The organism is Pseudomonas sp. 5Vm1k, from assembly GCF_056161485.1.
This window is the reverse complement of the sequence record NZ_JBSPCZ010000013.1, coordinates 25,106-42,710: the sequence shown is the minus strand read 5'-3', so window position 1 is coordinate 42,710 and position 17,605 is coordinate 25,106. Positions and strand designations below refer to the sequence as shown.

Here is a 17,605-nt window from a genome sequence, read left to right as displayed (position 1 = left end):
CGATTAATCGCCGATGTATTAACGGGTTGCCGCACAACCCCGTTTCAGCCTGTAGCCCGAACTCAATAATAAAACTGGAGCCTCAGATGACCGCAACACCCGTCAGTTCGAACACCGAACCTCTCGATTTCGATTCACTCGTTGTGTTGCTCGAGCAAGTCTTCCTGCGCCATGGCACCTCGGCCGACGTCGCCAGGACCCTGGCACTCAACTGCGCCGGTGCTGAGCGTGACGGTGCCCACAGCCACGGCGTATTCCGCATTCCCGGTTATGTGTCGACGCTGAAAAGCGGCTGGGTCAATGGTCAAGCCGTGCCGGTGGTCGAGGACGTGGCCTCGGGGTTTGTCCGGGTCGATGCCGCCAACGGTTTTGCCCAGCCCGCGCTCGCCGCTGCCCGCGCCTTGCTGGTGGAAAAGGCCCGCAGCGCCGGGATTGCCGTGCTGGCGATCCGCAACTCCCATCACTTCGCCGCGCTCTGGCCAGATGTCGAACCCTTTGCCTATGAAGGCCTGGTGGCCCTGAGCGTGGTCAACAGCATGACCTGCGTGGTGCCCCATGGCGCGGATCGTCCGCTGTTCGGCACCAACCCGATTGCCTTTGCCGCGCCACGGGCTGACGGCGATCCGATTGTCTTCGACCTGGCCACCAGCGCCATTGCCCACGGCGACGTGCAGATCGCCGCGCGCAAGGGCGAGCGCTTGCCGCCGGGCATGGGCGTGGACAGCCTCGGCCAGCCGACGCAGGACCCCAAAGCCATTCTGGAAGGCGGCGCGTTGCTGCCGTTCGGCGGGCACAAGGGTTCGGCGTTATCGATGATGGTGGAGTTGTTGGCGGCGGCGTTGACCGGCGGCAATTTCTCCTTCGAGTTCGATTGGTCGAACCATCCGGGTGCCAAGACGCCGTGGACCGGGCAATTGCTGATCGTGATTGATCCGAGCAAGGCTGCCGGGCAGAGCTTCGCCGAGCGCAGCCAGGAACTGGTGCGGCAGATGCACGGGGTTGGGCTCAAGCGGTTGCCGGGGGATCGGCGGCATCATCAGCGCGCTAAATCGGCGGCTGATGGGATTCGGTTGGAACCGGAAGTGTTGGCGAATCTGCGGGAGTTGGCTGGTCTCTAAAAGTCACCTCAAAAACAATGTGGGAGCGGGCTTGCTCGCGAAGGCGGTATGTCAGTCGAGGTAAATGTTGACTGACACACCGCCTTCGCGAGCAAGCCCGCTCCCACAGGGGAAGTGTGTTTTAACGACGACCGAGCAGCAACCCCACCACCAGGCCGAAACCGGCGGAGATGGCTACGGTCTGCCACGGGTGGCCACCGATGTAGGTTTCAGTGGCGTCGACCGCAGGCTTGGTGCGTTCGCGCACACTGGTCACGGATTCCAGTGCCTGTTGCAGCTTCTGGGCGACTTGCCCACGCAACGTATCGGCTTCTTCGCCGACCAGTGACGCGCTGCTTTTGAGCAGTTTGTCTGATTCTTCGATCAGCGCCTGAAGTTCACTGAATGCCTGGTCCTTGATTTGGTCTGCGGCGGTTTGTACGGCTGTTTTGCGGGCCATTGAGTAACTCCTTGCGGTTAAGTGGGCAGTGAACAATGGAGTCTGCGGCGATTGAAAAAGTTGCAGTGAATTTGCGCGCAGACTCAACCCCGGAGAAAAATCCAGGGTCGGAGGATTCCTCCTACAGTGTAAGATGTCGCCTATTTACGCCGCAGGTATTTCCCATGAGCTTCAATCTGGCCGACAAACCCCTTGCTGAGCGCGCTGCGCTTGAAGACGAAAAATCCCGTCTGTTCGACCTTTGGCAAAGCAACCTGGGCAAGTCCAAGGGCGAAGCCGCGCGGTTGTTTGGTGAGCGGGCCAAACGCAAAGGCAAATGGGCCGAATGGGTCCGCTCCGAACTCGATCTGCTGTCGCCGCCCGAGTACGCCAACATGGTGCGCAGTGAAGTGAACCGTTTGATGGCCGCCAAATAATTTCCGATAACACCGATCCCTGTAGGAGCGAGGCTTGCCCGCGAAGGCGATCTCAAGAACACGACCTGTAGGAGCAAGGCTTGCCCGCGATAGCGATCTCAAGGACGCCTTCGCGGGCAAGCCTCGCTCCTACAAGGGCATGTCGTTCACAGGGTTGCCGCCATTGTGGGCGAAGCTCGCGGCAATCGCCTCGCGCACCTTCAACACCACCGGATCGAGCTGGGTGCTGGTGCGCCAGCCCAGTTCGATCGGGTAACGCGGCAGCGCCAGCGGGCAGGGCAGCAGCGCCAGTCCCGTAAGCGCCGCGATGCTTTGCGCGGCGTGGGCCGGAATAGTCGCCACCGCCTGACTGCCCTTGAGCAAATGCGGCAACGCGGCAAAATGCGTAGTCGAGGCACACACCCGCCGACTCAGGCCCAGTGCCGCCAACCCCTCATCGGTGATCCCGATAAAACCGCCGGAAGACACCAGAATGTGTTCCCGCGAGACGAACTCTTCCAGGCTGATGACCTGCTGTGCCTCCGTCAGGCTGAGCGGGTCCACCAAACACAAATACCCCCCTTCACCCAACACCTGGCGGCTGAGCAAGCGCTCGGCAAATCCGCCAGCGGTAATCGCCAGATCGATACTGCGATCCAGCAACGCATGGGCGACGATCTGGCTATGCGTCTGGCGGAAAATCAGCCGCAGTTTCGGCGCACGGCGGGCGATCTCCTCCATCAGTCGCCGCCCGTAGGCAATTTCGAAATCATCTGACAAACCCACGGTGACCGAACGTCCTTCGTAATGATTGGCGGCCGGGTCGATCATCGCCAGGCTCTGCCGGCATTTGTTCAGCGCATCACTGACCACCGGTTTCAACTGATTGGCCCTGAGCGTCGGCGCCAAACCCCGGCCAGTACGCACAAACAATTGATCGCCATACAACTCTCGCAACCGCCGCAACGCAGCGCTGACCGCCGATTGCGTAACGCCCAGGCGCAGGGCGGCGCGGCTGGCGCTGGATTCTTCGTGCAGGGCTTCGAAGACTTTGAGCAGGTTGAGGTCGACGGTGGCGATATTCATGGTGTTCATATCATTCAGCAGCGAACGGGGCTTTATTCATGATCCAGCGCGGGCGGAAAATCAGCAACACCTCATTGCCGTCGGAGTTACAGACATGTCCAAGTCAATCGTTGCCGCTTTGCAAATCGGCGCCTTGCCCGGTGGCAAGGGTGAAACACTGGAACAGATTCTTTCCTGGGAAAACGCGATCATCGAGTCCGGCGCCGCGCTGGTGGTGATGCCGGAAGCGCTGCTCGGCGGCTATCCCAAAGGCGAGGCATTTGGCACGCAACTGGGTTACCGCTTGCCGGAGGGACGTGAAGCGTTTGCGCGGTACTTCGCCAACGCCATCGATGTGCCTGGCGTCGAAACCGAAGCATTGGCCGGGTTGTCGGCGCGCACCGGGGCCAATCTGGTGATCGGCGTGATCGAGCGCGCGGGCAGCACATTGCATTGCACCGCGCTGTACTTCGATCCGCAGGCTGGTCTGGTCGCCAAGCACCGCAAACTGATGCCGACCGGCACCGAACGGCTGATCTGGGGCAAGGGCGATGGCTCGACGCTGCCGGTGATCGACAGCCAGGTCGGGCGCCTCGCGGCGGTGGTGTGTTGGGAAAACATGATGCCGCTGCTGCGCACAGCGATGTATGCCAAAGGCGTAGAGGTCTGGTGCGCACCGACGGTGGATGAGCGCGAGATGTGGCAAGTCAGCATGCGCCACATCGCCCATGAAGGTCGCTGCTTTGTGGTCAGCGCGTGCCAGGTGCAGGAATCACCGCAAGCCTTGGGCGTCGAGATCGCCAACTGGCCGGTGGATCGGCCGTTGATTGCCGGCGGCAGTGTGATTGTCGGGCCGATGGGGGATGTTTTGGCTGGGCCGCTAAGGGGTGGCCCCGGTTTGTTGACCGCTGAAATCGATACCGACGATCTGATTCGCGCTCGCTACGACTTCGATGTAGTCGGGCACTATGCGCGGCCGGATGTGTTTGAGCTGAGCGTGGATGAACGGGCCAAACCGGGCGTGCGATTCACCGCGTAACCCATGGTGGACCGCTGAAACCCTGTAGGAGCTGCCGAAGGCTGCGATCTTTTGATCTTGCCTTTGAAAATCAAGATCAAAAGATCGCAGCCTTCGGCAGCTCCTACGAGGGACGGTGCTCGTCGGGTTTACCAGGTCGCTGCACTCGGCCCCGGAAAGCTTAGTTTGCCGGTATCGACAAACCGCATCGTGCCGAACAATCCGCCCGCCAGTTTGCCGCGCAGCACGTAGGGCAGGTTGTCTAGGGTTTGGGTCTGGGTCAGGCCGAGGGTCTGGCGCAATACCGAGAACGCCGAGACGCTCACCGGTACGGTCAACACGGTTTCGGCGAAGCGCGGGATTGTCCCCGACTGATCGCTGACACCAGATGCCAACGGCTGGCCGTTGACTTCCAGATCCAGCGCCACGCCGTTGTAGTCGATGGCGGTTTCATTCGGGTTTTGCACACGGATCTTCACCGCAAAACGCACTTCCAGGTCTTGGCTTTGCATCGGCTCGATGCCGACCACGTTGATGTTCAGCGGATCGCGATTGGGGAACAGCGCGCAGGCGCTCAGAGAGAGCAACAGTAGGGAAAGGGACAGGGCAAGAAGTCTGCGCATGTAAGGCTCTCGACAGAAAAAGGGACTGAACCGCCATTGAATATTGTCTGGCGGTTCACCTGTGCGACCACGCTCACTGTGAGGGGTTCGCCCCGGGCTGTCACTTGTTCATGATTGCCAGGGGTTTCAGTTGCCCTTGACCGGCGTCGGCAAGGTCACGAGATTGACGTAACCGTCCCAGAATTTCTGCTGGTCGATGGCGAATACCACCTTGGCTTTTTGCGTGCCCACTGGCGGGCTTTTCTTGTAACCCAGCGCGCGGCCGTAATCAGCGCCGAACTGCGCGTCCACATCCACCCACAAATCCCGGGACTCGGTGACGATGCCCGGTTCCACCAGAAACAACGCCGGCAGGCTGTCCCAGGTGAAACTGTGATACGTCGGGTCCTTGTCGAACAACGGGCCGAATTCGTGTTTGTACAGATCAGCAATGGCCCCCGGTTTCGCGATCACCCGCTTGTACACCGAGGCATCGAAGGTGACCTTCTCGCAGACATCATTGGGGAAAATCACATGTTCGATCGGCGAGCGCAGGACGATCTTCGCCGCTTCGGGGTCGAACCACCAGTTGAACTCGGCAGCCGGCGTGGTGTTGCCCGGAATCTCCAGGGCGCCGCCCATGTACACGATGCGTTTGATCAACGGCACGATGTCCGGCGCGGAACGGATCGCCAGCGCAATGTTGGTCAGCGGCCCGACCGCCAGCAGCGTCACTTCATGGGGATTGGCGCGCACGCTGTCGACGATGAACTGCGCGGCGGTTTCCTTGCGCAGTTGGGTGTGGGTGGCCAGGCCATCCGGTGGTGCGACCAGTTGCGCGGCGGAGGTCGGACGCGGCGCCTTGAACGCCCCCGGCCAACCGGCGCCGAATAGCGCTTGTTCCTGCGGATAGGTGGCGAAGTCATGCAGTAGCGGATACGCCGCCCCGGAATACACGCCGATGTCCTTTTCCACGCCCATGCGCTCTACAGCCTTGAGCGCATCGACCTGTTCCTGATCGACCCAGGCATTGCCGCTGACCAGGGTCATGCCGAGCAGATCGATGCGTTTTTGCGCGTGCAACTGGGCGAGCATGATGAAGGCCTGGCCGTCATCGTTGAGTACGTTGAAATCGGTGTCGAAAATGACTTTTTCCGCTGCTTGCAAAGAACCGGCGCACAGGCCAGCGGCGACAAGCAGGGCACAGCGTTTGATCAAACCTTGCATGGATACTCACCTGGATAATTTTTGGAATACAAATCCCCTGTGGGAGCGGGCTTGCTCGCGAATGCGGTGTGTCGGTTGATATAAATACTGACTGACACGACGCCTTCGCGAGCAAGCCCGCTCCCACAGGGGGAGGTGTTTGGTGTCAGCGGTTTACCAGTTTGGCCGGCAGGGCGATCACCAAGAAACTGCTGAGGATCAAACACCCGGCAAAGAACCACAACGCCCCGGCACTGCTGCCGGTGACGTCAATTGCCACGCCCATCAGCGAGTTGCTGACCAACCCGGCAATGTTCGCCAACGAACAGGCAAGGGCAAACCCGGTGGCCGCCGCCGTGCCTTTGAGGAAGGTCGCCGGCAGGCTGAAAAATACCGGCACCGCGCCGATGATTGCCGCCGAAGCAATGGCGAACAACGCCACGGTCGCCACCACGTTGTGCACGAAGAACGGTGCAGTGGCCATGGCTGCCGCGCCGACCAGGAACGGCACGATGATGTGCCAGCGGCGTTCGCGGTGTTTGTCCGAACTGGCGCCGATCAGCAGCATGCCCAGCAGCGCGGCGACGCTCGGTAATGCGGTGAGGATGCCGATGTGGAAGGTGTCGACGATCCCGGCATTGCGGATGAAGGTCGGCATCCAGAAACCCATGGCGTAGGCGCTGAGCAGAATCGAGAAATCGATGCCGCCGAGCATCCACACTTTCAGGTTGAAGAAGCCGTCGCGAAAGCTGTGTTTACTGTCGCCGGCACTCGCTTCGTCGGCGCGCAGTTCCTGTTCCAGCAGGGCTTTCTCTTCATCGTTGAGCCACTTGGCTTGCTGGTAGCTGTTAGGCAGCGCCCAGAAGGTCAGTACACCGAGCAACACGCTGGGCACCGCTTCGATCAGGAACAGCCATTGCCAGCCACGCAAACCGCCGAGGCTGTCGAAATGGCTCATCACCCAACCGGACAGTGGCCCGCCAATCACGCTGGACAGCGGCAAGCCGATCATGAACAGCGCAATGATGCGGCCCCGTCGATAGGTCGGAAACCAAGTGGTCAGGTAATACAAGACGCCCGGCAGGAAACCCGCTTCGGCGGCGCCGAGCAGGAAACGCAGGACATAGAACTGGGTGGTGGAGGTCACCAGCATGGTGCAGGCCGAGAGCAGGCCCCAGGTGATCATGATCCGGGCGATCCAGATTTTCGCGCCGACCTTTTCCAGCACCAGGTTGCTCGGCACTTCGAACAGGATGTAGCCGACAAAGAACAGCCCGGCGCCAAGGCCGAACGCGGTTTCGCTGAAATGCAGTTGATCGAGCATCTGCAGTTTGGCGAAGCCGATGTTGATCCGGTCGAGGTACGCGGCCAGGTAGCAGAAACACAGGAACGGAATCAGCTTCCAGGTGATCTTGTGGTACAGCGCTTGAATCGGGTCGGCGACCGTGGTCGCGGGTGCTGCGTTCGCAATGGGCATCGGATGTCTCCTGGCGGTGACTTATGGTTTTTATACAGCCGCTTTTTCCAGCGCTCTGGCGCGCTGCAAAAGCGACGTCCAAAGGCAGTGTCAGAAGATTGAGGTCGCACCCTGTGTAGGAGCGAAGCTTGCTCGCGAAGGACCAGAGGACGCCGCGTTCATTCCTGATGAGCGCGTTATCGTTAACGTCCTTCGCGAGCAAGCTTCGCTCCTACAGGTGCAAGCCTCAGCTTTTTACCAAGACCTGCGCTCTATGGCGCGGTTCTTGTGGCACGCATTACATATTTTCGAAGTGGGCGATGGCCTCCTGTTTGCTGATGACATCGCCGTATTTGCTGTCGATGTCGAACAGATTGGCCTCGTGGGGCGCCGGATGCCGGTCGCCGACGCACTCACGCACGACGATGGTGCGGAAACCGTGTTGCACCGCATCCACCGCCGTCGCCCGAATGCAGCCGCTGGTCGAGCAACCGGCCAGCACCACGGTGTCGATCCCTTGGGCGTGCAGCATCGAGGCCAGGCTGCTGCCGAAAAACGCACTGGCGTACTGTTTGCTGATCACCACTTCATCGGCTTGGGGCAGCACCTCTTCGCAAAACGCCGCCAAGGGATTGCCCTCGACCATGTCCTTCATCACCGGGGCTTTTTTCACCCAGATCCCACCGTCGGCGAAATGGCCGGGATGGTAGCGAATATTGGTGTGCACCACCGGGATGCCTTTGCTGCGGGCGCTGGCCAGCAGCTCTACACTTTCGGCCACCGCACTGACCACGCCGGGCGCAAACAGTGGCGCGCCTTCGGTGGTGTAGCCGCGCATGAAATCGATCATCAGCAACGCGGCTTTTTGGCCGAAGCCGATACGCTGGCCCCACACGCCTTGATAGTTGTCGTTGGCGGTTTGTTCGCTCATTTCTGTGTCCTCATTTCTTGGCCTTGCCAATACGCTCTTTGGCGTTGCAAATAACCTGTGGCGAGGGAGCTTGCTCCCGCTGGGCTGCGAAGCAGCCCCAATACCGTCACCGCGTTAATTCAGACAAAACTTCGTGGCCGGTTTGGGGGGCTGCTGCGCATCCCAGCGGGAGCAAGCTCCCTCGCCACAAAATCCCGACTGCCACAAAAGCGGTTTACAACGAGCAACTTCAGTAGGCGCCAGAAAGCAGGGCGCCGGCGCCGGGAACGATCGGTTCCAGGTCCAGGGCCTTGAGCATGGCGTAGGTGGTGGCGATGGCCGCTGTGAGCACCGGTTTGCCGGTTTGCGCTTCGACTTGCGCCACCACCGGCAACGACTGCATCTGCACGCACGCCGAGAGCACGATCACATCAACCCCTTCCAGATTCATGCCAGCCACAATGCCGGGCAGGTTCGCCGGGTCGTGCCGGGCCACGGCGAGGTTGTCGGGGATCTCCAAAGCACGCCAATCCACCACTTCAAAGCCTTCTTCGCGAATGTAATCCACCACCAGTTCGGTCAACGGCTTCATGTATGGCGCGACAATGGCGATGCGTTTGGCGCCCATGACTTTCAGGCCCTCGATCAAGGCGCCGGCACTGGTGATCACCGGGGCATTCGCGTCGTTGTCGGCGGTGGCCTTGCGTAGCCGCTGTTCCGACTGGCGATGATAACCGAGCCCCATGGCCATGATCGCCACCAGGCAGGCATAACCCAGCACATCGACCTTGGCGTCGGACAACTCCACTGCGCAACGGTCGGATTCGCCGTCCATCGCCGCCAGTTCTTCTTTGCGCACCTGCTTCATGCGCATGCGGCTGGAGTGAAAGGTGAAGCGCTCCGGGCGGATCAACTGGCGCGCATTGAGCATCGCCGGGATCTCGGTTTCCATGGTGGTGTTGGAACTCGGCACAATCTGGCCGATGCGGTAAGGCTTGAGCATAAAAGTCTCCGAAGTCGTTTAAATCAGACGTGGGCCGAGGAAGTCACCGAAAGCTGCGAAGAAGCTTTCGAGGTCGTCCCAGGGAATCATGTGTCCGGCGTTGGCGACGTGGACGCTGCGAATGTTCGGTTGCAGGTCGAGGATTTCCGCTTCGTCCTCGGGCTGAATCACACCGCCACGGCCAGCGATCATCAGCAATACGGGTTGCTGGAGTTTTGGCAGGTCCTGATGGAAATCCACGTCATGGAAATCGTTGAAGGCCCGCACGATCGCCGGTTCGTAGCAGGTGTGCAGCCATTCGGCGCGCAGTTGCAGTTGCTCATCGGTCCAGGTGGCGCAGAAGGCGCGCATCGCCTCGGCGTTCATCCCGATCAACGACTGGCGAATCGAATCGACATACCACGGCAGTTTGCTCGGGTATTCACGGCGGCCAGGGCCAGAGACGGGCGGGTCGATCAACACCAGACGATTGACTCCGGCCGGATGCTTCACGGCACTGCGCACGGCAAAGCGGGCGCCCATCGAATGGCCGACCAAGTGATAACTGTCGAGCTGCATAGCTTCGGCGAACGCCCCGATATCGTCGGCGCAAGTGTCAGCGCTGTAATCCAGATCCGGCCCGGTGGAGGAGAGGCCGCGACCGCGCACATCGAGCACGTAGGTGTCGAAGTGCTCACCGAGGCGTTCCGCGACAAACCCCCAGGTGATCGCCGGACTGGTGATGCCGGGAATCAGCACCAGCGCCGGGCCTTTGCCGCCGTAGCGCAAGTAGTGCTGGCGAATGCCGTTGGCCTGGACGTTGCCGCCATGGACGAAAGTGCTCACGCGGCCACCCCCGATTTCAGCGGTTGGGCGTACAGGTCATAACCGTAGACCCAGGCCGGATCTTCCTGGGTGCGCAGCCAGGTGTTGGCGTTGGACACCGACTGCACGCGGGAGGCGCGTTCCTTGCGGTTGGCTTCATAGAGTTCGAACGCGGTGCGGTAGTCGCCGAGGCCGGTTTCCTGCAAGCAGCGGGTCAACATCGCCGCGTCTTCGATGGCCATGCCGGCGCCCTGGGCCATGTGCGGTTTCATCGGGTGGCAGGCGTCGCCGAGCAACACCAGGCGACCCCGGCTCCACAGCGGCAACGGGTTGCGGTTGCGCAGCGGCCATTTGGTGACGCTTTCGGTGGACTCGATCAGCGCCTGCACGGTCGGGTGATAACCCTGGAACGCCTCGAACATTTCTTCGCGGCTGCTATCGACAAACGCGCCCTGGAAATCCCACTCCGGGTGCGGCACGCCGGTGACGTAGTAGTACTCATCGCGCTTGCCGGTGGTGTAGTAGACCATCATGTGCCGGTCCTCGGTCCACCACTTGATGCAGTCCTCGAACTTCAAATCGTACTTGGCCAGTTGATCGCCCCGGATCAATGCGCGGTGCGCGACCCAGCCGCTGTACAGCGGTTTTTCCGCGCCGAGCAACTCTTCACGAATCTTCGAATTGATCCCGTCGGCGCCGATGACGATGTCGGCGTAGGTGACTTCGCCGTCGCTGAAAGTCAGGCGTACCTGGCTGTCGGTTTCTTCGAGGGTTTCCAGGCGTTTGTTGAAGTGCACGGTGCCGGGTTTGATCGTCGACATCTGCAAGGCGTGCAGGTCGCCGCGGTGCACGGTGACGTAGGACGCGCCGTATTCCTTGCGGGCGAAATCCCCCAGCGGAATGCGTGAAAGGTAGTCGCCGCTCAAGCCGTCACGGCTGAACCAGTGATCCGGGTGCGAGCCCATCAGGTCGAGCTGCTGCTCGATGCCCATGCGCCGGAAGATTTTCATGATGTTCGGGCCCATGTGGATCCCGGCGCCGAGGCGGGAGAACTCCGGGGCCTGTTCGTAGATGTCCACCTGGAACCCGGCTTGTTGCAACAACGTCGCGGCGGCTGCACCGCCAAGACCTGCACCGACGATGGCGATTTTTTGCGTATTGGCCATGGGGCTTGTTCCTCTTCTTCGAATGGTCGCTGGCTGGGTCGCCGCAAGGTTTTAAAGTGTATACGCTGTATTTTTCAAAAAGAAAGAGCCGCTGATAAAAATTAATTTTCAGCGGTTTTTAGCGAGCGCCACCGAATGTAACCTTTGTTTGTTGGGTTTGTGTGGGTTTGTAACGTTATGGTCTGGCTCTTGCAGTCCGCTCGCATTTGATGTTTTATCGATAACAAATGGCGTATACGCTATAAAAATGCACTAGGGTGAGGCAGGGCGCCTCGACTTGGTGCGCAGTAGACGATTGAGGAGACAGGAAATGCCGGTAAGCGATTGCGAACTGACCCAAATGTTCGAACACGTGTTGAAGCTGTCGAAGGTCGACCCGACCCAAAGCGTCGCCGTGCTCAAGAGCCACTATTCCGACCCGCGCACCGTGCGCGCCGCGATGGACGCCGCGCAGCGCCTGGGCGCCAAGGTTTACGCGGTGGAATTGCCGTCGTTCAACCACCCGACGGCCATGGGCAACGACATGACCGCCTACTGCGGCGACACCGCGCTGACCGGCAATCACGCGGCGCAGCGGGCGCTGGAAGCGGCGGACCTGATCGTCGACACGATGATGTTGCTGCACTCGCCAGAACAGGAGCAGATCCTCAAGACCGGCACGCGGATTCTATTGGCCGTGGAGCCCCCGGAAGTACTGGCGCGGATGCTGCCGACCGAGGCCGACAAGGTGCGGGTAATGGCGGCGGAGAAGCTGCTGACACAGGCGCGTTCGATCCATGTCACGTCCCGCGCCGGCAGCGATTTCCGTGCGGCGCTGGGGCAATATCCGGCGGTCACCGAGTACGGTTTCGCCGATGAGCCGGGGCGTTGGGACCACTGGCCCAGCGGTTTCCTGTTCTCCTGGCCCAATGAAGAAACCGCCGAAGGCGTGCTGGTGCTCGATATCGGCGACATCCTGCTGCCGTTCAAGACCTACACCCGGGAGAAGATCACCCTGGAAATCGAGAAGGGCTTCATCACCTCGATCCACGGCGGCTTCGAGGCCGAATACCTGCGCGACTACATGAAGTATTTCAACGATCCCGAGGTGTACGGCATCTCCCACATCGGCTGGGGCTTGCAGCCAAAAGCCCAGTGGACCGCCATGGGCCTGCACGACAAGAACGATGGCATGTGCATGGACGCCCGGGCGTTCTACGGCAACTTCCTGTTCTCCACCGGGCCGAACACTGAAGTCGGCGGCAAGCGCAAAACCCCGTGCCACCTGGATATTCCACTGCGCAACTGCGATGTGTACCTGGATGACCAAGCGGTAGTGATTGGCGGGGATGTGGTGGCGCCGGAGGCTTCGCGGGTTCGCTAACTCGCTGAACATCTGCTTGCTTTGGTTGCACGCTGCACCCTGTAGGAGCTGCCGAAGGCTGCGATCTTTTGATCTTGTTTTTAAAAATCAAAGTCAAAAGATCGCAGCCTTCGGCAGCTCCTACAGGGGGTTGTGAACACTTCGCAAAATGGTTCATCTCTTGAGTCCGCCCCCCAACCTGTCCATCATGCCTCCCCACCACTCATCGTCTTTCGAGTCCGCCGTGCCTGAAACTCCTGATTCTTCCTATGTTTTTTCCGAACAAGTCGGGCATCTACTGCGCAAGGCCTATCAGCGACACATGGCGATTTTTCAGCAGAATGTCGGTGATTCGCAGCTCACGGCGGTGCAATTCGTGACCCTGTGCGCCGTGCGCGATCACGGTCCCAGCTCCCTGACGGAACTGGTCAAGGCCACCGCCGTGGACCAGGCGACCATTCGTGGCATCGTTGAGCGGCTCAAGGCCCGGGAGTTGATTACCCTCGAACCCGACCCGCAAGACCGGCGCAAAGTCATCGTCGGCCTGTCCGAAGCGGGCGACCGTTTGGTGCAGCAAACCGTGCCCTGCGCCGGGAAAATCACCGAACTGACCCTGAGCAATCTCAACCCGGCCGAACGGGTCGCGGTGCTGTTCCTGCTGCGCAAAATGATCGACGACCCGCAGGACTCATAAACCGTGCGCGACCGGTAGGAGCTGTTCGGCTCATGTAGCAGCTGGCGAAGCCTGCGTTCGGCTGCGAAGCAGTCGTGAAAATCAGGCACCGCGGTGTTTCAGGAAGACTGTGAGCTCAGGTTTGACGACTGCTTCGCAGCCGAATGCAGGCTTCGCCAGCTGCTACACGTTGGTACTGGCATCGTTTTTGCTCTTGTTTCATGTAGTAGCCACTTCACCAGTCGAGTGTGTCGCGACGCCACAACCCCATCCGGCCCGCGACGTTTTTTTCGACCTTTTGGTGTAGTAGCCACTTCATCAAACGAAGCAGGCGAAGCGAATGAGCAGCCAGGAAATCACCGTAGCGCTTGAGGTCAATGGCCTCACCACCACCGTCACCGCGATGGCGGACACACCGTTATTGCTGATCTTGCGCAATGACCTGCACCTCAACGGCCCCAAGTACGGCTGCGGCCTGGGCGAGTGCGGCGCGTGCACGGTGATCATCGACGGCGTGGCGGCGCGCTCCTGCGTTTTTCCGCTGGCCGGGGCCGTCGACCGACAGATTGTCACCCTCGAAGGCCTCGGCACCCGCGCCGATCCGCATCTGGTGCAACAAGCCTTTATCGACGAACAAGCGGCGCAATGCGGCTATTGCCTCAACGGCATGATCATGACCACCAAGGCCTTGCTCGACCGCATCCCGCACCCCAGCGAAACCCAGATCCGCAACGAGCTCTCGGCCAACCTCTGCCGTTGCGGCACCCACATCGAAATCCTCCGCGCGGTGCTGCGTGCCGCCCGCCAAATGCCTTGAAGGTGGATCAATGACCATGACTGACTCCATCCCCCCCTCCATCCCGCTCTCCATATCAACCCGCGACCAACTGCTGGCCAAGACCGGCGTGCTGCTGATCGTCGACGACATCCTGCCGCCGTCCGGCCCGGTGGCGAAGGGCGGTACGCCGCTGATCAAGCCCAAGGAGCTGGGGCTGTTCATTGCCATCAGCGACGACGGGCGCGTGTATGCGTTCAATGGGCACGTTGACCTCGGCACCGGCATTCGCACCTCATTGGCGCAGATCGTTGCCGAAGAACTCGACCTGCAACTGGATCAGGTGTGCATGGTGCTCGGTGACACCGAGCGCGCGCCGAATCAGGGCGCGACGATTGCCAGCGCGACATTGCAGATTTCCGCGATTCCGTTGCGCAATGCCGCCGCTGAGGCACGACGTTTTCTGCTGGAAACGGCGGCCGAGCGTTGGGAGTTGGAGCCAGGTCTTTTAAAAATCGCAGCCGGGGTGATTCTCGCGCCGGACGGTCGAACCGCGACGTACGCCGAGCTTGTCACCGGCGGACACATTGAACTGCGCATCTCCGGCACCGCACCGCTCAAACCTGCAGCAGATTATCGACTGGTGGGCAAGGGCGCCGCGCGGGTCGACATCCCGGCCAAAGCCACCGGCGAGCTGACCTACGTCCATGATATGCGCGTGCCGGACATGCTCCACGGCCGGGTGATTCGCCCGCCGTACGCCGGGCTCGACTGCGGTGACTTCGTCGGCAACAGCCTGTTGGAAGTCGACGAGTCCTCCATCGCGCATATCGCCGGGATCGTCGCCGTGGTGGTGATCCGCGATTTTGTCGGCATTGTCGCGCTACGCGAAGAACAGGCGATCAAGGCTGCCCAGGCCTTGAAAATTACCTGGAAAGCCTGGAATCAAGGGTTGCCGGATCTGAGCGATGTCGAACAAGCTCTGCGCGACAACCCGCGCGTGCAACGTGTGGTGCTCGACAAGGGCAACGTTGACGAAGCCTTGGCCGGTGCCAGTCAGCGCATGCCGCGCACCTATATGTGGCCGTACCAGATGCACGGTTCCATCGGCCCATCCTGCGGGGTGGCGGATTATCAGCCATCCGGCAGCCGCGTGTGGTCCGGCAGCCAGAATCCACATTTGCTGCGGGCCGATCTGGCGTGGTTGCTGGAGTGCGAAGAGGAATCCATCGAGATCATTCGCATGGAAGCGTCCGGCTGTTACGGGCGCAACTGTGCGGACGACGTGTGTGCCGACGCCTTGCTGTTGTCCCGCGCCGTGGGCAAACCGGTGCGGGTGCAACTGACCCGTGAGCAGGAGCACTTGTGGGAACCCAAAGGTACTGCGCAACTGATGGACGTCGATGGCGGCTTGAACGCCGATGGCAGCGTCGCCGCTTATGACTTCCAGACCAGTTACCCGTCCAACGGCGCACCGACCCTGGCCTTGCTGCTGACCGGGCGGGTTGAGCCGGTGGCTGCGATGTTCGAAATGGGCGACCGCACGTCGATCCCGCCGTATGACTTTGAAAATATGCGCGTGACCATCAACGACATGGCGCCGATTGTTCGCGCCTCGTGGATGCGCGGGGTTTCAGCGCTGCCCAACACCTTCGCCCACGAGTCGTACATCGATGAGCTGGCGTTCGCCGCCGGCGTCGATCCGGTGGAATACCGTTTGCGTTATCTGCACGATGAACGCGCCATCGACCTGGTCAAATCCACCGCCGAACGCGCCGCCTGGACGCCGCGCACCGCGCCGATGCAAACACCGAATGAGGACCAGTTGTTGCGCGGTCGCGGCTTTGCCTATGCGCGTTACATTCACAGCAAGTTTCCCGGTTTCGGCGCTGCATGGGCGGCGTGGGTGGCGGACGTGGCGATTGATCGCACGACGGGTGATGTTTCGGTTACGCGGGTGGTGATCGGCCATGACTCGGGGATGATGATCAACCCCGCGGGTGTGCAGCATCAGATCCATGGCAACGTCATCCAGTCCACCAGTCGCGTGCTCAAGGAGCGCGTGACCTTCGAAGAATCCACGGTGGCGAGCAAGGAGTGGGGCGGTTACCCGATCCTGACTTTCCCGGAAGTGCCGCAAATCGACGTATTGATGATGCCGCGTCAGGACCAACCGCCGATGGGCGCTGGCGAATCGGCTTCGGTACCCAGCGCAGCGGCGATTGCCAACGCGATTTATGACGCCACCGGGATTCGTTTTCGTGAACTGCCGATCACCCCGGAACGGGTCTTGGCGGCGTTGAATGCCGGCACTTGTGATGAGCCGCCGAAGTCCCCGACCAAGCGTTCGAAATGGCTGTTCGGTTCACTGTTTGCCGCGTTCGGCGCGGTGCTCGGCATGGCCGCGACCGCGTGGCCATTCCACGGTGAAATCGCGCCGATTGCGCCGCCAAGCGCGGGCACCTGGTCCACCGCCACCCTGGAGCGCGGCCGCTTGCTGGCAGCGGTCGGCGATTGCGCGGTGTGCCACACCGCGCCCGGCGGTGCGACCAATGCCGGAGGCCTGGCGATGCAGACGCCATTCGGCACGTTGTACAGCAGCAACATCACACCCGACGTGAAAACCGGGATCGGCAGTTGGTCGTACTCGGCGTTCGAACGGGCGATGCGCGATGGCATTGGCCGCGATGGGCGTAATCTGTATCCGGCGTTTCCCTACACCGCATTTCGCAACATCAACGATGCGGACATGCAGGCGTTGTACGCCTACCTGATGTCGCAAACCCCGGTCAGTCAACCGGCGAAGGCCAACGACATGCGCTTCCCGTTCAACCTGCGGCCGTTGATGGCGGGGTGGAATGCGTTGTTTCTGCGCAAGGGTGAAATCAGCGTACAGCCGCAGCGCAGCGAGCAGTGGAATCGCGGCGCTTATCTGGTGAACGGTTTGGGTCACTGCGCGGCGTGTCATTCGCCGCGCAATTTGATGGGCGCGGAGAAGGGCGGAGCTTCGTTTCTCGCGGGCGGGATGGTCGATGGCTGGGAAGCACCGGCGCTGAACGGGTTGTCCAAGTCGCCGACGCCATGGACCGAGGAGCAATTATTCGGTTACCTGAGCACCGGATATTCCGCTGAGCATGGCGTGGCGACTGGGCCGATGGGGCCGGTGGTCACGGAACTGGCGAAGCTGCCCACGGCGGACATTCGGGCGATGGCGGTGTACCTGGCGTCACTCAATGGCGCGCAGGCTGAAGCGCACGTGGTGGAAAAGGCTACGCGTCCAGTGGCGAGTCTGTCGTTGAGCAATGGCCAGCGGGTTTTCGAAGGTTCGTGCAAGGCCTGTCATGCCGATGGCTTGGGGCCGAAGCTGTTTGGCGTGAGTCCGTCGCTGGCCACCAACACCAATGTGCACAGTGACCTGCCGGACAATTTGATCAAAGTCATCCTGCAAGGCATCGATACGCCGGCGACCAAGGATCTGGGATACATGCCGGCATTTAAGGACAGTTTGTCGAATACTCAGGTGGCGGAATTGGCGGCGTATTTGCGCAGTCGGTTTGCGGGGAATGCGCCGGGGTGGGAAGGGTTGGAGTCGAAGGTGGCGCATCTGCGGGCGAATCCGGGGAGCCATTAAAA

The 17,605-nt window shown here is 61.0% G+C and carries 16 protein-coding genes; 7 read left to right on the top strand and 9 right to left on the bottom strand.

The features are described 5' to 3' along the window. The first annotated feature begins 86 nt into the window (after window positions 1-86). Entirely contained in the window at window positions 87-1,118 is a 1,032-nt protein-coding gene (locus ACWIKB_RS23380; RefSeq protein WP_475269658.1) for an Ldh family oxidoreductase, read from the top strand. Between the two features lie 121 nt (window positions 1,119-1,239). Here ACWIKB_RS23380 and ACWIKB_RS23375 read toward each other — a convergent pair whose 3' ends face one another. Beyond that, the gene (locus ACWIKB_RS23375) at window positions 1,240-1,557 is read right to left on the bottom strand and encodes an ElaB/YgaM/YqjD family protein (RefSeq protein ID WP_475269656.1); all 318 of its coding nucleotides are present in this window, start codon (window positions 1,555-1,557) and stop codon (window positions 1,240-1,242) included. Window positions 1,558-1,721: 164 nt separating this feature from the next. Between ACWIKB_RS23375 and ACWIKB_RS23370 the strand changes: the two genes are divergently transcribed. After that, on the top strand, window positions 1,722-1,973 hold the full coding sequence (locus tag ACWIKB_RS23370) for a hypothetical protein (protein ID WP_054046380.1): 252 nt from the start codon (window positions 1,722-1,724) through the stop codon (window positions 1,971-1,973). A 129-nt stretch (window positions 1,974-2,102) separates the two neighbouring features. Here the strand turns inward: ACWIKB_RS23370 and ACWIKB_RS23365 are convergent, their stop codons facing one another. Further along, the gene (locus ACWIKB_RS23365; RefSeq protein WP_475269654.1) at window positions 2,103-3,047 is read right to left on the bottom strand and encodes a LysR family transcriptional regulator; all 945 of its coding nucleotides are present in this window, start codon (window positions 3,045-3,047) and stop codon (window positions 2,103-2,105) included. Window positions 3,048-3,132: 85 nt separating this feature from the next. On the opposite strand from ACWIKB_RS23365, the gene ACWIKB_RS23360 reads away from it, so the two are divergent. Next, window positions 3,133-4,056: a carbon-nitrogen hydrolase family protein gene (locus ACWIKB_RS23360; RefSeq protein WP_475269652.1), complete on the top strand. Its 924-nt coding sequence runs from the start codon at window positions 3,133-3,135 to the stop codon at window positions 4,054-4,056. Between the two features lie 128 nt (window positions 4,057-4,184). Here ACWIKB_RS23360 and ACWIKB_RS23355 read toward each other — a convergent pair whose 3' ends face one another. The 7 genes from ACWIKB_RS23355 to ACWIKB_RS23325 all read right to left on the bottom strand — a co-directional run bounded on the left by ACWIKB_RS23355 (window position 4,185) and on the right by ACWIKB_RS23325 (window position 11,182). Next, entirely contained in the window at window positions 4,185-4,658 is a 474-nt protein-coding gene (locus ACWIKB_RS23355) for an LEA/WHy family protein (RefSeq protein ID WP_475269650.1), read from the bottom strand. Window positions 4,659-4,784: 126 nt separating this feature from the next. Beyond that, window positions 4,785-5,864: a nucleoside hydrolase gene (locus ACWIKB_RS23350; RefSeq protein ID WP_475269648.1), complete on the bottom strand. Its 1,080-nt coding sequence runs from the start codon at window positions 5,862-5,864 to the stop codon at window positions 4,785-4,787. 145 nt (window positions 5,865-6,009) lie between these two features. Next, entirely contained in the window at window positions 6,010-7,320 is a 1,311-nt protein-coding gene (locus ACWIKB_RS23345) for an MFS transporter (RefSeq protein ID WP_123598221.1), read from the bottom strand. 277 nt (window positions 7,321-7,597) lie between these two features. Next, on the bottom strand, window positions 7,598-8,230 hold the full coding sequence (locus ACWIKB_RS23340) for an N-carbamoylsarcosine amidohydrolase (RefSeq protein ID WP_475269646.1): 633 nt from the start codon (window positions 8,228-8,230) through the stop codon (window positions 7,598-7,600). Between the two features lie 229 nt (window positions 8,231-8,459). Further along, window positions 8,460-9,212: a maleate cis-trans isomerase family protein gene (locus ACWIKB_RS23335; protein WP_123598219.1), complete on the bottom strand. Its 753-nt coding sequence runs from the start codon at window positions 9,210-9,212 to the stop codon at window positions 8,460-8,462. 18 nt (window positions 9,213-9,230) lie between these two features. After that, window positions 9,231-10,037 (bottom strand): alpha/beta fold hydrolase, encoded by an 807-nt coding sequence (locus ACWIKB_RS23330; RefSeq protein ID WP_475269644.1) that lies wholly within the window; start codon window positions 10,035-10,037, stop codon window positions 9,231-9,233. Beyond that, window positions 10,034-11,182 carry an FAD-dependent monooxygenase gene (locus ACWIKB_RS23325; RefSeq protein ID WP_403018981.1) on the bottom strand — a complete coding sequence of 383 codons (1,149 nt, stop codon included), beginning with the start codon at window positions 11,180-11,182 and terminating at the stop codon, window positions 10,034-10,036. The genes ACWIKB_RS23330 and ACWIKB_RS23325 overlap by 4 nt, the downstream gene beginning before the upstream one ends. Before the next feature lie 310 nt (window positions 11,183-11,492). Between ACWIKB_RS23325 and ACWIKB_RS23320 the strand changes: the two genes are divergently transcribed. From ACWIKB_RS23320 to ACWIKB_RS23305, 4 genes are all read left to right on the top strand, one after another. Next, window positions 11,493-12,545, top strand: a complete 1,053-nt coding sequence (locus tag ACWIKB_RS23320) for a 2,5-dihydroxypyridine 5,6-dioxygenase (protein ID WP_475269642.1) — start codon at window positions 11,493-11,495, stop codon at window positions 12,543-12,545. A 187-nt stretch (window positions 12,546-12,732) separates the two neighbouring features. Next, the gene (locus tag ACWIKB_RS23315; protein WP_475269835.1) at window positions 12,733-13,218 is read left to right on the top strand and encodes a MarR family winged helix-turn-helix transcriptional regulator; all 486 of its coding nucleotides are present in this window, start codon (window positions 12,733-12,735) and stop codon (window positions 13,216-13,218) included. Window positions 13,219-13,537: 319 nt separating this feature from the next. After that, window positions 13,538-14,014: a (2Fe-2S)-binding protein gene (locus ACWIKB_RS23310; protein ID WP_475269640.1), complete on the top strand. Its 477-nt coding sequence runs from the start codon at window positions 13,538-13,540 to the stop codon at window positions 14,012-14,014. A gap of 16 nt (window positions 14,015-14,030) precedes the next feature. Continuing rightward, entirely contained in the window at window positions 14,031-17,603 is a 3,573-nt protein-coding gene (locus tag ACWIKB_RS23305) for a molybdopterin cofactor-binding domain-containing protein (protein ID WP_475269638.1), read from the top strand. The last annotated feature ends 2 nt before the right edge of the window (window positions 17,604-17,605 follow it).

What these genes read in the sequence shown, in the direction of transcription:
- ACWIKB_RS23305 (WP_475269638.1), top strand. Translation starts at nt 14,031, where the DNA reads ATGACTGACTCCATCCCCCCCTCCATCCCGCTCTCCATATCAACCCGC.
- ACWIKB_RS23360 (WP_475269652.1), top strand. Translation starts at nt 3,133, where the DNA reads ATGTCCAAGTCAATCGTTGCCGCTTTGCAAATCGGCGCCTTGCCCGGT.
- ACWIKB_RS23365 (WP_475269654.1), bottom strand. Translation starts at nt 3,047, where the DNA reads ATGAACACCATGAATATCGCCACCGTCGACCTCAACCTGCTCAAAGTC.
- ACWIKB_RS23380 (WP_475269658.1), top strand. Translation starts at nt 87, where the DNA reads ATGACCGCAACACCCGTCAGTTCGAACACCGAACCTCTCGATTTCGAT.
- ACWIKB_RS23345 (WP_123598221.1), bottom strand. Translation starts at nt 7,320, where the DNA reads ATGCCCATTGCGAACGCAGCACCCGCGACCACGGTCGCCGACCCGATT.
- ACWIKB_RS23320 (WP_475269642.1), top strand. Translation starts at nt 11,493, where the DNA reads ATGCCGGTAAGCGATTGCGAACTGACCCAAATGTTCGAACACGTGTTG.
- ACWIKB_RS23340 (WP_475269646.1), bottom strand. Translation starts at nt 8,230, where the DNA reads ATGAGCGAACAAACCGCCAACGACAACTATCAAGGCGTGTGGGGCCAG.
- ACWIKB_RS23325 (WP_403018981.1), bottom strand. Translation starts at nt 11,182, where the DNA reads ATGGCCAATACGCAAAAAATCGCCATCGTCGGTGCAGGTCTTGGCGGT.
- ACWIKB_RS23315 (WP_475269835.1), top strand. Translation starts at nt 12,733, where the DNA reads ATGCCTCCCCACCACTCATCGTCTTTCGAGTCCGCCGTGCCTGAAACT.
- ACWIKB_RS23335 (WP_123598219.1), bottom strand. Translation starts at nt 9,212, where the DNA reads ATGCTCAAGCCTTACCGCATCGGCCAGATTGTGCCGAGTTCCAACACC.
- ACWIKB_RS23310 (WP_475269640.1), top strand. Translation starts at nt 13,538, where the DNA reads ATGAGCAGCCAGGAAATCACCGTAGCGCTTGAGGTCAATGGCCTCACC.
- ACWIKB_RS23355 (WP_475269650.1), bottom strand. Translation starts at nt 4,658, where the DNA reads ATGCGCAGACTTCTTGCCCTGTCCCTTTCCCTACTGTTGCTCTCTCTG.
- ACWIKB_RS23370 (WP_054046380.1), top strand. Translation starts at nt 1,722, where the DNA reads ATGAGCTTCAATCTGGCCGACAAACCCCTTGCTGAGCGCGCTGCGCTT.
- ACWIKB_RS23375 (WP_475269656.1), bottom strand. Translation starts at nt 1,557, where the DNA reads ATGGCCCGCAAAACAGCCGTACAAACCGCCGCAGACCAAATCAAGGAC.
- ACWIKB_RS23350 (WP_475269648.1), bottom strand. Translation starts at nt 5,864, where the DNA reads ATGCAAGGTTTGATCAAACGCTGTGCCCTGCTTGTCGCCGCTGGCCTG.